Source organism: Stenotrophomonas sp. GL_101 (assembly GCF_057835675.1).
The window spans coordinates 3,974,184-3,991,783 of the sequence record NZ_CM174432.1 but is presented as its reverse complement, the minus strand read 5'-3'; the positions used below and the strand labels follow the sequence as shown (position 1 = coordinate 3,991,783).

The following is a 17,600-nucleotide window of genomic DNA, read 5'->3' as shown; positions in this document are numbered from 1 at the left end:
GGCAACTCAGTCGCCGCCCTTGTCGGCATTGGCCGCACACGCGAGGTTCTTGCGCTTGGCCTGCAGGCGGCCGTTCATGCGATCGGTCACCGGCAGTGCGGTGCCGTTCAAGCGCCAGTCGTAGATGACGCTGAAGGCCAGGATGCGCGCGACGTACTCGCGGGTTTCCTTGTAGCTGATGGTCTCGATCCAGATATCCGGGTCGAAGCCGGGGCGCTGGGTCTGCCACCGCGCGGTCGGGGTCGGGCCAGCGTTGTAGGCGGCGATGGTGATGTAGGGCAGGCCCTCGTACTTGTTCATCAGCTGGCGCAGGTAGGCAGTGCCGATGGCGATGTTGGTGTCCGGGTCATACAGGCTGGCCGCACCGCCATAGTTGGTCAGCCCGATCGACTTGGCCACGCTGGCCCCGGTGGCCGGCAGCACCTGCATCAGGCCCATTGCATTGGCCGGCGAGCGCGCCTTGGGATTGAAGATGCTTTCGGCGCGGATCTCCGCGGCCACCCAGGCCGGATCGATCGCATTGCGTGCCGATTCGCGGCGGATCGCCTCGTCGTGGTGCAGCGGGAAACGCAGCGAATACAGCCGCTGCTCGTCCGGCGTCTTGCCCAGCGAGAACACCGCGCGGTCGAACCAGCCATTGTCGCGCGCCACCTCCACCGCGATCCGGCGCTGGGTGGTGTCGTAGCGGCTGAGCGCGTCGTTCCACTCGGCCACGGCCCAGCCGGCACGTTCGATCTTAAACAGTTCCATCGCACGCACGATCGCCGGATCGCGGGCAACGGCGGCCTGCGCCTGGGCACTGTCGTTGGGTTCCCACGGGCACAGCGTGTAGCTGGACTGGCCGAGCTGGTCGGCGGCCAGGAACCCGTGGAAGGTCGCCGCGCGTGCCGCTTCGCGGTACAGCGGCTGGGCCTCGCTGCGCTTGCCGGTCTTGTCCAGCATGCGTGCTTCAAAATAACGCCAGCGCGAATCGCTGCGCTGGGTGGCGCCCATCTTGCGGATCGCCGTCAGCGCCTGCGGCCAATCGCCACGCGACATCGCTTCGCGCGCACGCCATTCGTGCAGGCGTTCGTCATAGGCCGCGTCCGGTACCGCATTGAGGCGGCGCGCAGAGTCGGGCCCGTAAGAGGCCACCGTCCACAGCGCGATCTGGTACAGCACCTGGGCCTGCTGGTCCGCGCTCAACTGCAACGCGCCGGCGTACTGCGGCAACTGCTGTTCGGTGGCCGCCGGGTCGGCCTTGGCCAGCTTGGCCAGGCCATCGGTGGCGATGCGCCGGCTGCGTTCGTTGCGCGGCCAGTTCAACGCACTGGCGTTGGGCTTGTCGACGAACGCCGCATAGGTGTTGGCCAGGGTCAGGTCGGCGGCCGGCAAGCCGCGCGCGGCGCTGCGCATCACCGCCGGCTGCTGTTCGTCGGCGGCCGCGTCGATGCGCGCCCAGCGTAGTTCGGCACTCAGCCCGCCCTTGGCGTCGAGCACGGCAAACACCGGGTCGCAGGCATCGGGCAGGGATTTGCCGGTGCTGCGCCAGATCGCCTGGGCCTCGCTCACCCACTGCGCATCGGCCTTGCCGGTGGCCTGGCGCGCGTTGAGCTGGGCGCAGCGCAGGCCGATGTTCTCGGTGGGCACCCAGTTGGCGAGCAGGGTCGGCCAGTCCTGGCGGCGTGCCACTGAGGGCAGCCACACGTTGCGGAACGCCGACGCCACGGCCTGGCCGTTGTAGCGCTTGAGGAAATCCTGCGCCTGGGCCGCGCTGACCGTATCGATGTTGCGGCGCAGGGTGGTGTATTCCAGCCAGCCATACAGCGGGTGCCTGCTCAGCGCAGCGGCCTGGGCCGGGTCGTACTGGCCGCGCTCGGCGTTGTCGATGGCCGCCTTGAGCTGCGCGCGCTGGGCATCGAGGTTCTGGGCGTCGGCCACCGGGCTGACCCCGGAACAGGCCAGCAGGGTGGTCGCGCTGAGGAGATACAGGGGGAATCGAGTCATGCGCGAAGCATAGCGGGGTGCGGTGAAAGGCGGTGATGGCAAGCCGACTCGATCATGAACGAACCCCGAGCGGGGCCGCTACGGCGTCGGTGGCGAGCGTAGTCTCGGTAGCGGGGCAACCCGCCCCGGGGAGGGAGCAGCGCATGGCATTCAGTGCAGCAGGGACGTCTGGACCACTCGTCGAGATCAACGTCACCCCGTTGGTCGATGTGATGCTGGTGTTGTTGATCATCTTCATCGTGACCGCGCCGATGGTGTCCATGCCCATCCCGGTCAACCTCCCGCAATCGACCACCGTGGTACTGCCGCCGACCGCGCCACCAGCGCCGATCGAGCTGCGCGTGGATGCCAGCAACCAGGTGCGCTGGAATGGCCAGTCCGTTGCCGTGGCCAGCGTGCAGGCGTTGATGGCCGAGCAGGCGCAGACCCACGCCGGCAACCTGCCGGAACTGCGCATTGCGGCCGACCCGGCGTCGGACTATGAGGTGATGGCCAAGGTGCTGGCCGCTGCCTCCAATGCGCATCTGGACCGGATCGCCTTCGTCCAGTAGCCCGCCGCGGCCATTGCATCGCACCAACGACGCCCCTCGCTGCAGGGGCGTCTTTCGTTGCGGCAGCTGGATGTTGCGTATTCGGATTTGTGCGAATCGCGTGAAAAAGTGTCGCCCATCACGCCGGGAAATTTACCGTTTGTTTACAAAGGAGACGCTGTCGCGCTTCAGGGGGCGCGGCAGTCCCAATGCCCAACATTCCTTTGTGGAGAGAGCGAATGAATGACCTGCACCACCGCCCCTTGGCGGTCGCCGTATCGCTGTGCCTGATGTTGGCTGCGCCCGTGCTGGCCAGCGCACAGGAAACCTCCCGTGCCCCCACCGAGCTGGACCGCGTCGAAGTGACCGGCAGCCGCATCAAGCGCGCCGAAGTGGAAGGCCAGGTGCCGATCCAGACCCTCACCCGCGCCGAGATCGAGCGCACCGGCATGAACTCCATCGGCGAAGTGCTGCAGCAGCTGACCGGGTCCGGCTCGGCGTTGAACGCCAAGTTCAATTCGTCCGGCAACTTCGGCTTCCCGCCCGATGGCAGCGGCGTGGGTGCCGGCTCGGCCCAGGTCGATCTACGCCACCTCGGTGCCAAGCGCGTGCTGGTGCTGGTGGACGGCATCCGCTGGGTCAATGAATCCTCCGCGTCGGGCGTGGGCGCGGCGACCGATCTCAACACCATTCCGCTGGCGATCGTCGAGCGTATCGAAGTGCTCGAGGACGGCGCCTCGTCGCTGTACGGGTCCGATGCGATCGCCGGGGTGGTCAACATCATCACCCGACGCGAATTCGACGGCGCCCAGGTCACGGTCAACTACGGCGAGTACAGCAAGGGCGACGGCACCCAGAAGGGCGTGGACCTGGCCTGGGGCACCAGTGGCGACCGCTACAGCCTGTTCCTCGGCACCAGCTTCACCAAGCAGGACCCGGTGTATGCACGCGACCGCGAGCAGGCGCGCTTCCCGATCCCGGGCACCGGCCTGGCCTTTGGCAGCGGCGGCATTCCGCAGGGTCACTTCAAGTTTGTCGATCCAAATACCGGCGCGGTGCAGGACATCGTGCCCAACACCGGTGCCAGCAATCCGCGCTACGACGGCAGCGCCGGTTGCAACCGCACCGATGACTACCACTGCTTCACCTCGGCCGATCGCTTCAACTTCGCCGAATACAACCTGGTGCTCACCCCGTCCGAGCGGAAGGGCATCTTCGGCCAGTTCCGCTTCGACATCACCGACAACCTGCAGTGGTACATCAAGGCGCTGGGCAACCGCCGCGAATCCACCAACCAGGCCGGTCCCGAGCCGTTGTTCTTCGGCCCCGATGGCGCCACCGGCAATCCGCTGGCCGACAACATCGTGGTGTCCGGGCTGAATCCGTACAACCCGTTCGGCTTCGACCTGGTGGCCTCGGGCAACATGAGCCTGATCGGCCGGCGCCCGGTGGAAGGCGGCGCGCGCATCTTCGAGCAGGAGGTCAACACCCAGTACTTCGCCACCGGCCTGGTCGGCCAGTTCGAGGCGGCCAACCGCAGCTGGTTCTGGGACCTCAACGGTATGTACAGCAAGAACAAGGCCGAGCAGACCAACTACGGCAGCTACGACATCTTCAAGGTCAACATGGCCCTGGGCGATCCGTCGGTATGCGCGGCCACGCCCGGTTGCGTGCCGCTGAACATCTTCGGCGGTGTCGGTTCGATCACCCCGGCGATGCTGGAGTGGATCCAGCCGGTGGTACGCGACCGCAGCCAGAACGAGCTGACCCTGTTCACCGCCAACCTGAGCAGCGAGCTGTTCAACCTGCCGGCCGGGCCGGTCGCCTTCGCCACCGGTCTTGAGCATCGCAAGTATGAAGGTGCCTACCAGCCCGATCCGCTCACCGTGATCGGGCATTACAACGGCGTGCCCTCGCTGCCCACCTCCGGTTCCTATGATGTCAACGAGGCCTACCTGGAGCTGAGCGTGCCGATCTTCGCCAAGAGCGCGATCGGCGAAAAACTCGACCTGAGCCTGGCCGGACGCTACTCGGACTACTCCACCTTCGGTGGCGAGTTCACCCCCAAGTACGGCCTGCGCTGGCAGGTGACCAACGACTTCGTGCTGCGCACCAGCTACGCCGAAGGCTTCCGTGCACCGTCCATCGGCGAGCTGTATGGCTCGGCCGCGCGCGCGGACCTGCAGCTGTTCGATCCGTGCTCGATCGGGCTGGGCGGCACCGCGCCACGCGGTAACCCGGCCAACTGTGCCGCGCTGGGGGTGCCCAACGGGTTCCAGCAGGCCAACTCGCAGATTTCGGTCACCACCGGCGGCAACAGCGAGCTGGATCCGGAACGCTCGCGCAGCTTCAGTGCCGGTTTCGTGTGGAGCCCGTGGTTTGGCAGCAACGCGTCCTGGTCCGAGCGTTTCGACGTGGAAGTGACCTTCTATCGCCACAACATCGAAGGCGCCATCCAGGCGATCAACGCCCAGACCCAGCTGGACCTGTGCGTGGAATCGCTGGACCCGGTGTACTGCGATGGCATCAGCCGTGCGAGCACCGGGGCGGTCAGCAGCTTCAACAACCGGCTCACCAACCTGGGTTCGATCAAGACCGATGGCTGGGACGTGGACCTGTTCTGGACATTGCCGGAAAGCAGCGTCGGCCAGTTCAAGCTGGGGTGGCAGAACACCTTCGTCGGCCGCTATGAAGCGCTCGGCGCGGCCGGCCAGCGGCAGCCGCAGGAGCCGGGCGTGGAAGTGGCCGACAGCTCGATTCCGGAGTGGACCAGCAACGCCACCGTGAGCTGGAGCCTGGACAAGTGGAATGCCTCGTGGACGGTGCGGCACATCTCCGAGTTGACCGAGCAGTGCGGCGATGCGGTGGCCTTCCCGGTGTGCAGCAACCAGACCGACGGCACCAACACGCTCAGCGCCACCACCTTCCATGACATGCAGGTGGGCTACAAGATCGACTGGATGAAGGGCCTGCAGCTGACCGCCGGCTTGAACAACGTGTTCGACAAGGATCCACCGATCTGCCTGTCGTGCTCGCTCAACGGCTATGACGCCTCCACCTACGACATCCCGCGCGGGCGCTACTGGTACCTGCGCGCGGACCTGCGGTTCTGAGGTAACGGCGTTCGACAAGCGGTAGAGCCGACCGTTGGTCGGCTGCTCCTGGCATCCAGCCGACCAACGGTCGGCTCTACGAGGATCGGGCATCATGGTGGCGCCGGGTATCCCCCGGCGCCACCTCCTTCTGAAACGAACGTTGCCATGAACCTGCATACCTGGTGGATCTTCGCCATCACCGTTTTCGTCCTGTGCGGTACGCCGGGCCCGAACATGCTGCACGTGATGACCCGCAGCGTGCGGGTCGGCTTTGCCCGCAGCGTGGCCGCGATGGCCGGCTGCCTCACCGCGCTGGTACTGGCGCTGTCGATCTCCGCGGCCGGGCTGGGCGCGGTGCTCAAGGCCTCGCCGATGGTGTTCGACGTGCTGCGTTACGCCGGCGTGGCGTACCTGGTCTACCTGGGCATCAAGGCCTGGCGCGGCGGCGACGCGCCGCTGGATGTGGGCAGCACCGAGGCGATCGCCCCGGCCCGGCGCCGCATCCTGTTCCGCGATGGCTTCATCATCGGCATCAGCAACCCCAAGCTGCTGTTGTTCGCCTCGGCGTTTTTGCCGCAGTTCGTCGATCTCACCCAGCCGCAGCTGCCGCAGTTCGTGCTGCTGGTGGGCACCTTCGCACTGATGGAAATGTTCTGGTATGGCGTATACGCCGCCGGCGGCCGTGGCCTGGCCGGTTACCTGGCGCGCCCGGGCCTGCGCAAGGTGTTCGACCGCGTGGTGGGCACGATCTTCATCGCGTTCGGGGCGGCGCTGCTGCGCGCGCGGCCGTAGTGCCGGCCGCTGGTCGGCAACCAGGCAAGACCGTCATCGTTCATGAGGTTGCCGGCCGCTGGCCGGCATTACCGGGTCAGCGCCTGCAGATACGCGCAGAACATGTCGGCCATCGCCTCGGCGTATGCATCGATTGCGGGAGGTGACGGTGCCGTGCTGGAGAACTCCTTTCCCACCGTGCTCAGTGTGGTGATGATCAGGTCACCGGCCACGTCACGCGCCGCAGCAGGCGCATCGGGGAGCACCTCGCGCATGAAGGCCTCGAACGCGGCGTCACCGTCGGCACGTGCCTGCCGGGCTTCCGGTGCATCGCGGTAGAGCGGGGCCGCGTCATTCAATGCCCCGCGCATCTGCGCTTCATCGCATTCGGAGCGGATGAAGACATGCACCAGTGCACGCAGCCGCTGCAGTGGAGGCAGGCTGATGTCCTCCAGCGTCCGCCGCAGCACGTCGGTGGTCTGGGCCCACTCGTCGGCCTGCAGGCGAAACAGGATCGCGGCCTTGTTCGGGAAGTACTGATACAGCGAACCAATGCTGACCCCGGCGCGCTCGGCGACCCGGGCGGTGGTGAAACGGGCCGCGCCGTGCTGGGCCAGAACCTGAGCAGCCGCCTCCAGGATCACCGCCACCAGCTCGCTGGAGCGTGCCTGTCGCGGGCGTTTTCGTGAGGAAATCTGCGGGGTTGCGCGTGTTGTCATGGTCGCCATGGCGTGCCTGGGGAATGCGAATAGTGGGACGGCGGGATCGCACGTATTCTGGAAATGCGACGAATCACTCGCATTTTAGGTCAACCCGACCGCACGCTCCATCCTCCTGCCGAGTCCCCCGATGAACACACTCACCACCCCACCACTGGCGCCGCTGCTGGCAACCCTGTTCAACCAGGCCGAGGCGGCCACCAGCCCGGCCCTGGCCGGCATGACCGCCGCTGACCGCGCGCGCCTGAAGCACAGCCGCACCGACTATCTGGCGTTGTATGCCCAGCTCAAGGACCTGTGGCTGCCGGTCTCCCGCGAGACCGGCACGTTGCTCTACCTGCTGGCGCGCAGCAGCCGCGCGCGCTGCATCGTCGAGTTCGGTACCTCCTTCGGCATCTCCACCCTGCACCTGGCCGCGGCACTGCGCGACAACGGCGGCGGGCGCCTGGTCAGCAGCGAGTTCGAGCCGGGCAAGGTCAAGCAGGCCGGTGTACACCTGCGGGCCGCTGGGCTGGACGACCTGGTCGAGATCCGCGAAGGCGATGCGTTGCTGACCTTGCGCGAGGACCTGCCCGAGCGCATCGACCTGCTGCTGCTCGACGGCGCCAAGGCGCTGTACGGCGACATCCTGGACCTGCTTGAAGCCCGGCTGGGCCCGGGTGCGCTGATCGTGGCCGACAACGCCGATGACGCCCCGGACTACCTCGCGCGCGCGCGCGCAGCCGATAGCGGATACCTGTCCGTTGCCGTGGGCGGGGACGTTGAAGTGTCGATGCGGATCGGCTGATCGTCCCCCACAGAAGGAAACAGAACATGCATGTATTTGTCACCGGCGCGACCGGATGGGTGGGCTCGGCCGTGGTCCACGAACTGCTGGCCGCCGGCCACACCGTGACCGGCCAGGTGCGCAGCCGCGACAAGGCCGTGGCGTTGGCTGCCAGTGGTGCGGCGGTGGTGCGTGCCACCCTGGACGAGGTAGGCGTGCTGCGCCATGCGGCCGCCGCCGCCGATGCGGTGATCCACACGGCGTTCGACCACGACTTCACGCGATTCATTGAAAACTGCGCGCTGGACCGTCGCGTCATCGAGGCGCTGGGCGAAGCGCTGCAGGGCTCATCGCGCCCGCTGCTGGTCACCTCGGGGCTGCTTGGCCTGCGCCGCGGTGCCGATGAAACCGCGCTGCCCGATCCCGCCTCGCCGCGATTGTCCGAGCCCAGCGCGCGTGCGCTGGCCGAGCGTGGCGTGCGCGCGGCGACGGTGCGGCTGGCGCCGTCGGTGCATGGGTTGGGCGATCATGGTTTCGTACCGCTCCTGGTGGATCTGGCACGGCAGACCGGCGTGTCGGCGTATCTGGACGCCGGCGACAACTGCTGGTCCGGCGTGCATCGCCATGATGCGGCCCGGGTCTACCGGTTGGCGCTGGAGGACGGCGCCTCGCAGCCGGTGTACCACGCCGTGGCCGATGAAGCGGTGCCGTTCAAGGCCATCGCCGAGATGATCGGGCGCCACCTGAAGGTTCCGGTGGCTGCACGCGATGCCGCGCATTTCGGCTGGTTCGCGCGCATGGCCGGCGCGGACATGGCCGTATCCAGCGCCGCCACCCGGGAACGGCTTGGCTGGACGCCGGTGGGGCCGGCCCTGCTGGCCGATCTGGATCAGCCCCGCTATTACGTCCGGTAAGCGGTGGCGGCCGTGTGCAGGCGCAGAAGGTCGGGGGACATTTGCACCAAGGGCCTGTCGGTCGCGAAGGGGCTCGGCTTGCAGAAGGCGGGCCAGGCATGCGTGGTTCGGGTCAGCGTCACCACCAACGGTGGTGACCTACCGTTCGGTGCCCGTGCGCGGAAAACCGCAGCGCCCACATCAACCATCGGCGTACGCCGTTGCGCACCGCAAGCCGAGCCGCTTGGCGGCCGGCAGGTCCTTGGCAAAATAAAGGAGGAGGCCGTCGCCGCAGGCGTCGGCCGGGGGACATTTGCGAAAGGACCTGCCGGCCGCCAAGCGGCACCGAACGCTCGCGATACACCCAAGCGAAGACGCACACACTCGCTGCTGCCGCCCGTTGAAGTAAATCTCTCCACTCAACGCAGAGAACAACCAAAAAGCGCCGCGATCCCTGATGGGATCGCGGCGCTTTTCTTAAGTGAACAGTATTAGGGCATTGCCCGGCCTTTGTCCCACTTGATACGGCCTGCAACCGGCTTAGAACGACCAGCTAAAGGTGATCGACCCATTGCGGCCATCGCCGTACGCACCGTAGCCGTTGATCTGCGAGAGGTACTTCTTGTCCAGCAGGTTGTTGAGGTTGGCCTGCACGCTGAACTCCGGCGAGATGCGGTAGCGCACGAAGGCACTGACCAGGGCATACCCATCCTGCTCGAAACGGCCATACGCGGGCACCGCGTAGTAGATGCGGTTCTGCCAGTTGGCGCCACCGCCCACGGTCAGCGCCTGCAGCGACTGCGGGGTGTAGCTGGTGAACAGCTTCAACGTGGTCTGCGGCAGGTTGGTGTTGATGTCCGCATCGTTGATGTCCTTGGCAACGTAACGCGAGGCACCGAAGGTGGCGTTCCAGCCCGTGGCCAGCTCGCCGTTCACCTCGAACTCGACGCCGCGGCTGACGGTGCCGCGTGCGGCGATGTAGGCGGTCTCACCGGCGGTGCCGCCGATCACCGGCTCACCGGTCGACTGCCCCACGTTGTCCTGTTCGATGCGGAACACGGCCAGCGATGCGTTCAGGCGGCTGTCGAACCAGGCGCCCTTGACGCCCACTTCGTAGCTCTTGCCGTCCACCGGATCCAGGTAGCCGCCGGTGCGGTCTTTGAGCATCTGCGGCTGGAAGATCTCCGTGTAGGAGGCATACGTGGCGTAGGTGTCGTTGATGTCCAGCACCAGCCCGGCGTAGGGCGTGGTGACCTTGTGCGAACGGTCGGCGTTTTCGCCTTCGCTCTTCCAGTCGGTGTAGCGCGCGCCGATGATCAGCTTCAGCGGGTCGGCCAGCGACAGGCGCGTGGCCACGTAGCCGGCCTTCTGGGTAATGGTGCCTTCACTGGCGAGCGCCAGCGGGTTCCAGTTCGGCTCGCTGATGTTGCCGGTCCAGTTGAGGTAGCTGTTGAAGGGATCCCACGGCAGGTTGGCGCCGCCCACCTGGTAGTCACCGTAGTTGGCATAGTCGCGCTTGTTGTAGCTCAGGCCGGCCATGAACTGGTGCTCGCGGCCGAACAGCTGGAACGGACCATCCACGTAACCGTCCACGGCGCTGACCTTGCGCTCGGTGTTGTAGAAGCCGGCCGACGGCGAAATGCCCGCGCCCGTGTTCTTGTCGAAGGCCGACGCACCCGTGGTCCAATCGTTGTAGGCCGGGTAGAACAGCTTGTCGTCGGCGTTGGTTTCATCGTGCGTCGCGCCGATCTTGAACTTCCAGCCGTTGGCGAAGCCATGCTGCAGCGTGGCGAACGCGCGCTTGCTGGTGGTGTCCCAGTAGGTCCAGCTCGGGCTGGCGTTGAATGATTCGTCGTAGCCGGTCGAGCTGCCGTCGGAGAACACCATCGGGAAGCCACCCCAGGTGGCCCCGTTGGCGCGCTTCTGCTGGTAGTCATAGCCCACGCTCAGCTGCGTGTCCGGGGTCAGGTCGGCATCGATCACCGCATAGCCCAGCGTCTTGTGCTGGTCGTAACGGTCCATCTGCGCATCGGTGTCCAGGTAGCTGGCGATGACCCGGCCGCGCACGGTGCCGCTGGCATTGAGTGCGCTGCCCACGTCCACGGTGGTGCGGGTGCGGCCATAGCTGCCCACGTTGAGCGAGACGCTGCCGGTCAGCTCGGCACTGTCGGCATGCTTGCGGATCAGGTTGACCGAGGCCGACGGATTGCCGGCGCCGCTGAGCAGGCCGGTGGCGCCACGCACCACTTCCACGCGGTCGTACAGGGCCAGGTCCAGGCCGGAATCGCCGTAGCTCCAGTTCTGCACCATCTGGGTGGGCAGGCCGTCGAACTGGTAGCTGTCGATGTAGAAGCCGCGCGCGTAGAACTCGGTGCGCTCGGTGTCCGACTGGGTGCTGCTGATGCCGGTGGTGTTGGCCAGCACGTCGATGATGTCATCGAGGTTCTGGTCCTCGATGCGCTGGTGGCTGATGATGCTGACCGATTGCGGGATCTCGCGCGGCGCCAGGTCGAAACGGGTGCCGGCCGCGGTCTTGCGCACGGAGTAGCCTTCGGCGCGTTCACCCTTGACCACCACCTTGTCCAGCGTGGTGGCGTCGGCGGCGGCCTGGGCGAATGCGGGGGCCGTCGCCAGCGCGCACAGCGCAACCAGCAGGGCCTGCGACAGGCGGCGGGGGGCCAGCGGGCGGAGCATCACAGCGGTGGAACGGGTCATCGGCATTTCCAGGGCGGCGGCATCCACGTGGCCGGTGTTGTCCTCGGTGGCCAGGCAATGCGCAGGGAGTGGGGGTCGGTGCGCTGCTGGCAGGGCCTTGCAGGTGCAGGCGCGGGCTTGGCGACCGATCACCGCAGCGCCTCCTAGGCGCATGCGGGATCACACCATGTTAATGGGAATCATTACTATCTGCAATCGCATTCATGTGCGGCGGCGCCACCACCGGCCGCGGCCGGCTGCATGCCGCCCGGCCCGGTCGACCGTATCGGCGTCGGCTTAACACCGTCGCCGCTACCGTGGCCGCATGGGGTTTCCGCCTCGGGAGAATCGCGATGCTCAGCAAGAACACCCTGTGTCTCTGGTACGACGGCACCGCCCTGGAGGCGGCCACCTTCTATGCCGCCACCTTCCCCGACAGCGCGGTGGGGGCCGTCCACCATGCCCCGGGGGACTTTCCCTCCGGCAAGCAGGGCGATGTGCTGACCGTCGAGTTCACCGTGGCCGGCATTCCCTGTATCGGCCTCAACGGCGGCCCGGCGTTCAAGCACAGCGAGGCCTTCTCCTTCCAGATCGCCACCGATGACCAGGCCGAGACCGACCGGCTCTGGCACGCCATCGTCGACAACGGCGGCGAGGAAAGCGCCTGCGGCTGGTGCCGCGACAAGTGGGGCCTGTCCTGGCAGATCAGCCCGCGCGTGCTGACCTCGGCGGTCACCAGCAAGGATCCGGCAGTGGCCAAGCGCGCGTTCGAGGCGATGATGACCATGCGCAAGATCGACGTGGCCGCCATCGAGGCGGCGGTGCGGGGCTGACCCTGCCACGTTGCCCCCCCACGGCCCGCGTCGTGCATTCACCCAGCAAGGAGGTTCCATGAAGAGGATGACTGCCATCTGCCTGGTCACGGCCGCGCTGCAGGCCGCGCCCCTGGTGCTGTTTGCCGCCACGCCCACCGCCTCGCCACTGGCCGGGCGCTGGGCGATCGATGTCGCCACGCTGCCGATGCCGGCGGCGGACCGGCCTGAAAGTGTGCAGCTGGAGTTCAAGGATGCCGGCGCGGGCCGCTGGACCACCCGCGCCGAGATCGTCGATCCAAAAGGGGGAAGGATGACCGCCGACAGCACCCTGCTGCTGGACGGCACGCCCGGCCCGATCGTGGGCAACTACGGCGCCGACGTCGCCTCGCTCAGCATGCCCGCGCCGAATGTACTGGTGATGCAGCTGGTGGACCACGGGACGCCCGCGTCGACGCGCATCTATACCGTGGCCGGCGATGGCAACCAGATGACCGAGTCCAAGGCGTTCTTCAGCAAGGAGGGCAAGCCGATCCTGATGACGATCCACTTCACGCGCATGCCCTGAGGGCGCGGGTTGCCGGTGCACCCATCGAGGGCGCGCCGGCTCGCCTACAGTGGCACGTCCAGCCCCCGCTTCAACGTACTCAACGCCACCGCCGTGCGGTAGCGCTCGATGTTGTCATCGTTGTTGAACAGGCGCTCGCTGATCGCCTCGTACTCCTCCATGGAAGCGGCGGTGAGGATCAGCAGGAAGTCGGCGTCGCCGGTGATCGCATAGCACTGCTGCACGGCCGGGTCTTCCTGTACGCGGCGGCGGAACGGGGCCACCCGATGCGGTTGTTCGCTGCTCACGCGTACCTCAACCATGATCGTCAGCGGGCGGCCCAGCCGGCACTGGTCGAGCACGGCGACGTTGGCGCGGATGATGCCGGCCTCCTGCAGGCGCTTGATCCGGCGCTGCACGGCCGGCGCGGACAGGTGCACGGTCTCGGCGATCTCACGCTGGGCGGTGGTGTTGTCACGCTGCAGGATGGCCAGGATGGCGCGGTCGAAATCATCGGGGGCATAGGCGGGACTGGGCATGGCGAGTGGAAGTTGCAGGACGACCCCTGCAATTGAGCGCCTGCTTCGCCGCCGACGCAATATGCTTTGAGCATGTCGACCTCCCCCTCGCGCTTCACCGCGCTCATTCCCGTCCTGGCCGTACTCGGCTCGGTCACCGCCCTGTCGGTGGGCACCTCCTTTGCCAAGCAGCTGTTCCCGCTGATCGGCGCGCAGGGCACCAGCGCGTTGCGCGTGGGGTTCTCGGCGCTGGTGCTGCTGGCGGTGTTCCGGCCATGGCGCTGGAAAACCTCCCGTGCCGATGCCGGTACGATCCTCCGCTACGGCATCACCCTGGGCGTGATGAACCTGCTGTTCTACATGGCGCTGCGCACGATTCCCTTCGGGATCGCGGTGGCCATCGAGTTCTGTGGCCCGCTGGCGGTGGCGATGTGGTCTTCGCGCCGGCCGATCGATTTTGTCTGGGTAGGCTGCGCGGTGGTCGGCTTGCTGCTGCTCTTGCCGCTGGGCCACGGCGCGCCGCTGGATCCGGTCGGGGTGATGTTCGCGCTGGGCGCGGCGGCCTGCTGGGCGATGTACATCATCTTCGGCAAGCGCGCCGGGCACCTGCCCGCCGGGCACACGGTATCGCTGGGGCTGTGTGCGGCCGCCCTGGTGGTGGTGCCGGTGGGGGTGGCGCATGCGGGCATGGCGCTGCTGGACCCGAAGATCCTGCTGTTCGGGCTGGGCGTGGCAATCGTGTCCAGCGCGATCCCTATGTCGCTGGAAATGATGGCGCTCAAGCGGCTGCCGAAGGAGACCTTCGGCATCCTGATCAGCATGGAGCCGGCGGTGGCCGCGGTGCTGGCGATGGGCTTGTTGGCCGAGCACCTGACCGCGCTGCAGTGGACGGCGATCGGCTTCACGGTACTGGCCTCGGTGGGCAGCACGGTGACCGCGCGGCGCGCCATACCGGTCGTGCCCGCAACGCCGTAGAGCCGACCGTTGGTCGGCTGCTGCGCGACCCACCCGAACATCGGGAATGGGTGACCTACCCGAACGTCAAGGGCAGCCGACCAACGGTCGGCTCTACGGGGTCAGCGTCTTACCGGTGCGTCGCCGGCGACGTAGTAGGTGGCGGTGCTGCGCGGCAACGGCGTGCGCCCGCGGATATGGTCGGCGATTTTCTCGGCGATCATGATCGTGGTGGCGTTGAGGTTGCCGGTGATGATGCGCGGCATGATCGAGGCGTCCACCACGCGCAGGCCTTGCATGCCGTGCACGCGGCCCTGGCCGTCCACCACGCTCATCGCCTCGGTGCCCATCGCGCACGAGCACGACGGGTGGTAGGCGGTCTCGGCACGGGCACGCACGAAGGCGTCCAGCTCCGCATCGCTGTTGCACTCCGCACTCGGGCTGATCTCGCGCCCCCGGTAGTCGTCCAGCGCCGGCTGGGCGATGATCTCGCGGGTGATGCGGATGGCATCGCGGAATTCCTGCCAGTCCTGGTCGGTGGACTGGTAATTGAACAGGATCGACGGGTGCTCGCGCGGGTCCAGCGAGCGCGCATGCACGCGGCCGCGGCTGGGCGTGCGCATCGAGCCCACGTGCGCCTGGAAGCCGTGCTCCTTGACCGCATTGGTGCCGTTGTAATTGATCGCCACCGGCAGGAAGTGGTACTGGATGTTGGGCCACTCGAAGGCGTCGCGGGTGCGGATGAAACCACCGGCCTCGAACTGGTTGCTGGCACCGATGCCGGTGCCGTTGAACAGCCATTCCGCGCCGATTGCCGGCTGGTTCCACCACTGCAGCGCCGGGTACAGCGATACCGGCTTCTTGCAGGCGTACTGCATGTACACCTCCAGGTGGTCCTGCAGGTTCTCACCCACCCCGGGCAGGTCATGCACCAGCGGCACGCCGAGCGCGGCCAGCAGCGCCGGGGCGCCTACGCCGGAGCGTTGCAGGATCTGCGGCGAGGCAATCGCGCCGCCGCACAGCAGCACTTCGCGGCGGGCGTGGGCGTCGATCGGTTCAACGCTGTTGCCGGCCAGGTAGCGCACGCCCACTGCGCGCTTGCCGTCGAACAGGATGCGGTCGGTGGTGGCGTGCACCACGATCTCCAGCCCGGCGCGGTCGCGGGCCATGTCCAGGTAACCGCGCGCGGTACTGGAACGGCGGCCGCGCGGGGTCACGGTGCGGTCCATCGGGCCGAAGCCTTCCTGCTGGTAGCCGTTGAGGTCATCGGTGCGGGGATAACCGGCCTGCACGCCAGCCTCGACCATCGCGTGGAACAGCACGTTGTTGTCGTTCTTCGGGGTGGCCACGCTGACCGGGCCATCGCCACCGTGGTAATCGTTGGCGCCGATGTCGCGGGTTTCGGCCTTGCGGAAGTAAGGCAGTACATCGTGGTAGCTCCAGTCCTCCAGGCCGTCCAACCGGGCCCAGTGGTCGAAGTCCAGCGCATTGCCGCGGATGTAGCACATGCCGTTGATCAGCGACGAGCCGCCCAGGCCCTTGCCGCGGCCGCACTCCATGCGCCGGTTGTCCATGTGCGGCTCGGGCTCGGTTTCATAGGCCCAGTTGTAACGGCGGCCCTGCAGCGGGTAGGCCAGCGCGGCCGGCATCTGGGTGCGGAAGTCGAGCCGGTAGTCCGGGCCACCGGCTTCCAGCAGCAGCACGCTGATGCCTTCGTCTTCGGTCAGGCGCGCGGCCAGCGTGTTGCCGGCCGACCCGGCGCCGATGATGATGTAATCGTATTCGCGCTTCATCGTGGTGTGCTCCTGTGGGGCCGGTTCAGAACACCGACGCGTAGCGGTCCAGTTCAATCTGGATGGACTTGGTGCGGGTGTAGGCGCGCAGCGTGGCCAGGCCGTTCTCGCGGCCCACCCCGGACTGCTTGTAGCCGCCCACCGGCATCGTCGCCGGCGATTCGCCCCAGCAGTTGACCCAGGAGATACCGGCCTCCAGCTGATGGATCAGGCGGTGCGCGCGGGTGATATCCGGCGTCACAACGCCGGCAGCCAGGCCATAGTCGGTGTCGTTGGCGCGGCGCACGGCCTCGTCTTCGTCGTCGTAGCCCAACAGGCTCATCACCGGCCCGAAGATCTCCTCGCGCACGATGCGCATGTCGTCGCGGCAGTCGCTGAAGATGGTCGGGGCCACGTAGCAGCCCTTGCCCAGCGCACCCTCGGTGAGGCGCTCGCCGCCGCAGACCAGGCGTGCGCCCTCGGCCTTGCCGCTGGCGATGTGGTCGAGCACGCGGCGCATGTGCGCGGCGCTGACCAGCGGGCCGAACGTGGTGGACCGATCCAGCGGATCGCCGATGCGGATGCGCGCTACGCGCTGCAGCAGCGCCTGCTCGACATCGGCCAGCAGCGCGTTCGGCACGAACACGCGGGTGCCGTTGGTGCAGACCTGGCCGGAACTGTAGAAGTTGGCCATCATCGCCACGTCGGCGGCCAGCTCGATATCGGCGTCGGCGCAGATGATCAATGGCGACTTGCCACCCAGCTCCATGGTCACCTCTTTCAAGGTGGAACTGGACGCGCTGGCCATGACCTTGCGGCCGGTGCTGGTGCCGCCGGTGAAGGAGATCTTCTCGATGCCCGGATGCTCGGTCAGTGCCGAACCGACCCCGGCACCGTCGCCGGGCAGCACGTTGAACACGCCATCGGGCAGCCCGGCTTCGGTGAAGATCTCGGCCAGTTTCAATGCGGTCAACGGGGTGACTTCGCTGGGCTTGAAGATCATCGCGTTGCCCGCCGCCAGCGCCGGCGCGGCCTTCCACAGCGCGATCTGGATCGGGTAGTTCCAGGCGCCGATCGCACCGACCACGCCCAGCGGTTCCTGCCGGGTGTAGAAAAAGCTGCCATCGCGCAGCGGCACCTGGCTGCCTTCCAGCCCGTGCATCACCCCGGCGTAGTACTCCAGCACGTCCGCGCCGGTGACGATGTCCACGCTGCAGGTTTCGCTCAGGGCCTTGCCGGTGTTGAGGGTTTCCAGCTCGGCCAGGGCATCGTTGCGTTCGCGCAGCAGGGCGACCGCCCGCAGCAGGATGCGCGAGCGCTCCACCGTGGTCAGCGCGGCCCAGACCTTCTGGCCGGCCCGCGCGCTCTCCACGGCGGCATCGAGGTCGTCGCTGTTGGCGCTGTGCACGTTGGCCAGTACCTGTCCGGTGGCCGGATTGACCACCTCGAAGGTGCGGCGGCCCTGCGAGGGAACGTAACGGCCGCCGATGTAGAGCAGTTGGTCGGGGAGGGTGGGCATGTCGATGACTCCTTTGCTGCGGGA

The 17,600-nt window shown here is 67.2% G+C and carries 14 protein-coding genes; 8 read left to right on the top strand and 6 right to left on the bottom strand.

Features of this window, described 5'->3' with window-relative positions; genetic code table 11:
• Nucleotides 1–6: 6 nt before the first annotated feature.
• Nucleotides 7–1,986: a transglycosylase SLT domain-containing protein gene (locus AC3IR9_RS17565; protein WP_489292330.1), complete on the bottom strand. Its 1,980-nt coding sequence runs from the start codon at nt 1,984–1,986 to the stop codon at nt 7–9.
• A 143-nt stretch (nt 1,987–2,129) separates the two neighbouring features.
• Between AC3IR9_RS17565 and AC3IR9_RS17560 the strand changes: the two genes are divergently transcribed.
• From AC3IR9_RS17560 to AC3IR9_RS17550, 3 genes are all read left to right on the top strand, one after another.
• A complete protein-coding gene (locus AC3IR9_RS17560) occupies nt 2,130–2,537 on the top strand; it encodes an ExbD/TolR family protein (RefSeq protein WP_489292329.1) in 408 nt (135 codons plus the stop codon).
• Between the two features lie 218 nt (nt 2,538–2,755).
• Nucleotides 2,756–5,629, top strand: coding sequence for a TonB-dependent receptor (locus AC3IR9_RS17555; RefSeq protein WP_489292327.1), 2,874 nt, complete (start codon nt 2,756–2,758; stop codon nt 5,627–5,629).
• A 147-nt stretch (nt 5,630–5,776) separates the two neighbouring features.
• A complete protein-coding gene (locus tag AC3IR9_RS17550) occupies nt 5,777–6,403 on the top strand; it encodes a LysE family translocator (RefSeq protein WP_489292326.1) in 627 nt (208 codons plus the stop codon).
• A gap of 68 nt (nt 6,404–6,471) precedes the next feature.
• On the opposite strand, the gene AC3IR9_RS17545 is transcribed toward AC3IR9_RS17550, so the two are convergent.
• Complete coding sequence (locus tag AC3IR9_RS17545; protein ID WP_489292325.1) at nt 6,472–7,101, bottom strand: TetR/AcrR family transcriptional regulator; 630 nt, start codon at nt 7,099–7,101, stop codon at nt 6,472–6,474.
• 130 nt (nt 7,102–7,231) lie between these two features.
• Between AC3IR9_RS17545 and AC3IR9_RS17540 the strand changes: the two genes are divergently transcribed.
• Together AC3IR9_RS17540 and AC3IR9_RS17535 are read left to right on the top strand one after the other, a co-directional pair.
• Entirely contained in the window at nt 7,232–7,888 is a 657-nt protein-coding gene (locus tag AC3IR9_RS17540; RefSeq protein ID WP_489292324.1) for an O-methyltransferase, read from the top strand.
• A gap of 26 nt (nt 7,889–7,914) precedes the next feature.
• Nucleotides 7,915–8,781, top strand: coding sequence for an SDR family oxidoreductase (locus tag AC3IR9_RS17535; RefSeq protein WP_489292323.1), 867 nt, complete (start codon nt 7,915–7,917; stop codon nt 8,779–8,781).
• 519 nt (nt 8,782–9,300) lie between these two features.
• Here AC3IR9_RS17535 and fhuE read toward each other — a convergent pair.
• Nucleotides 9,301–11,475, bottom strand: a complete 2,175-nt coding sequence (fhuE, locus tag AC3IR9_RS17530) for a ferric-rhodotorulic acid/ferric-coprogen receptor FhuE (protein WP_489292321.1) — start codon at nt 11,473–11,475, stop codon at nt 9,301–9,303.
• Between the two features lie 332 nt (nt 11,476–11,807).
• Here fhuE and AC3IR9_RS17525 point away from each other — a divergent pair, with 332 nt between their 5' ends.
• Nucleotides 11,808–12,287, top strand: coding sequence for a VOC family protein (locus AC3IR9_RS17525; protein WP_489292319.1), 480 nt, complete (start codon nt 11,808–11,810; stop codon nt 12,285–12,287).
• A gap of 58 nt (nt 12,288–12,345) precedes the next feature.
• Complete coding sequence (locus tag AC3IR9_RS17520; protein ID WP_489292317.1) at nt 12,346–12,834, top strand: LuxR family transcriptional regulator; 489 nt, start codon at nt 12,346–12,348, stop codon at nt 12,832–12,834.
• A 44-nt stretch (nt 12,835–12,878) separates the two neighbouring features.
• Here AC3IR9_RS17520 and AC3IR9_RS17515 read toward each other — a convergent pair whose 3' ends face one another.
• Entirely contained in the window at nt 12,879–13,352 is a 474-nt protein-coding gene (locus tag AC3IR9_RS17515; protein WP_489292316.1) for an Lrp/AsnC family transcriptional regulator, read from the bottom strand.
• A 72-nt stretch (nt 13,353–13,424) separates the two neighbouring features.
• Here AC3IR9_RS17515 and AC3IR9_RS17510 point away from each other — a divergent pair, with 72 nt between their 5' ends.
• On the top strand, nt 13,425–14,306 hold the full coding sequence (locus tag AC3IR9_RS17510; RefSeq protein ID WP_489292315.1) for an EamA family transporter: 882 nt from the start codon (nt 13,425–13,427) through the stop codon (nt 14,304–14,306).
• Nucleotides 14,307–14,407: 101 nt separating this feature from the next.
• Here the strand turns inward: AC3IR9_RS17510 and betA are convergent, their stop codons facing one another.
• Both betA and betB read right to left on the bottom strand, forming a co-directional pair.
• Entirely contained in the window at nt 14,408–16,078 is a 1,671-nt protein-coding gene (gene betA / locus AC3IR9_RS17505) for a choline dehydrogenase (RefSeq protein WP_489292314.1), read from the bottom strand.
• A gap of 25 nt (nt 16,079–16,103) precedes the next feature.
• Entirely contained in the window at nt 16,104–17,576 is a 1,473-nt protein-coding gene (gene betB, locus AC3IR9_RS17500; RefSeq protein WP_489292313.1) for a betaine-aldehyde dehydrogenase, read from the bottom strand.
• Nucleotides 17,577–17,600 lie beyond the last annotated feature (24 nt).

Bases quoted from the DNA above. Each gene is read 5' to 3' on its own strand.
- AC3IR9_RS17565 (WP_489292330.1), bottom strand. From the start codon at position 1,986: ATGACTCGATTCCCCCTGTATCTCCTCAGCGCGACCACCCTGCTGGCC.
- AC3IR9_RS17560 (WP_489292329.1), top strand. From the start codon at position 2,130: ATGGCATTCAGTGCAGCAGGGACGTCTGGACCACTCGTCGAGATCAAC.
- AC3IR9_RS17555 (WP_489292327.1), top strand. From the start codon at position 2,756: ATGAATGACCTGCACCACCGCCCCTTGGCGGTCGCCGTATCGCTGTGC.
- AC3IR9_RS17550 (WP_489292326.1), top strand. From the start codon at position 5,777: ATGAACCTGCATACCTGGTGGATCTTCGCCATCACCGTTTTCGTCCTG.
- AC3IR9_RS17545 (WP_489292325.1), bottom strand. From the start codon at position 7,101: ATGACAACACGCGCAACCCCGCAGATTTCCTCACGAAAACGCCCGCGA.
- AC3IR9_RS17540 (WP_489292324.1), top strand. From the start codon at position 7,232: ATGAACACACTCACCACCCCACCACTGGCGCCGCTGCTGGCAACCCTG.
- AC3IR9_RS17535 (WP_489292323.1), top strand. From the start codon at position 7,915: ATGCATGTATTTGTCACCGGCGCGACCGGATGGGTGGGCTCGGCCGTG.
- fhuE (WP_489292321.1), bottom strand. From the start codon at position 11,475: ATGACCCGTTCCACCGCTGTGATGCTCCGCCCGCTGGCCCCCCGCCGC.
- AC3IR9_RS17525 (WP_489292319.1), top strand. From the start codon at position 11,808: ATGCTCAGCAAGAACACCCTGTGTCTCTGGTACGACGGCACCGCCCTG.
- AC3IR9_RS17520 (WP_489292317.1), top strand. From the start codon at position 12,346: ATGAAGAGGATGACTGCCATCTGCCTGGTCACGGCCGCGCTGCAGGCC.
- AC3IR9_RS17515 (WP_489292316.1), bottom strand. From the start codon at position 13,352: ATGCCCAGTCCCGCCTATGCCCCCGATGATTTCGACCGCGCCATCCTG.
- AC3IR9_RS17510 (WP_489292315.1), top strand. From the start codon at position 13,425: ATGTCGACCTCCCCCTCGCGCTTCACCGCGCTCATTCCCGTCCTGGCC.
- betA (WP_489292314.1), bottom strand. From the start codon at position 16,078: ATGAAGCGCGAATACGATTACATCATCATCGGCGCCGGGTCGGCCGGC.
- betB (WP_489292313.1), bottom strand. From the start codon at position 17,576: ATGCCCACCCTCCCCGACCAACTGCTCTACATCGGCGGCCGTTACGTT.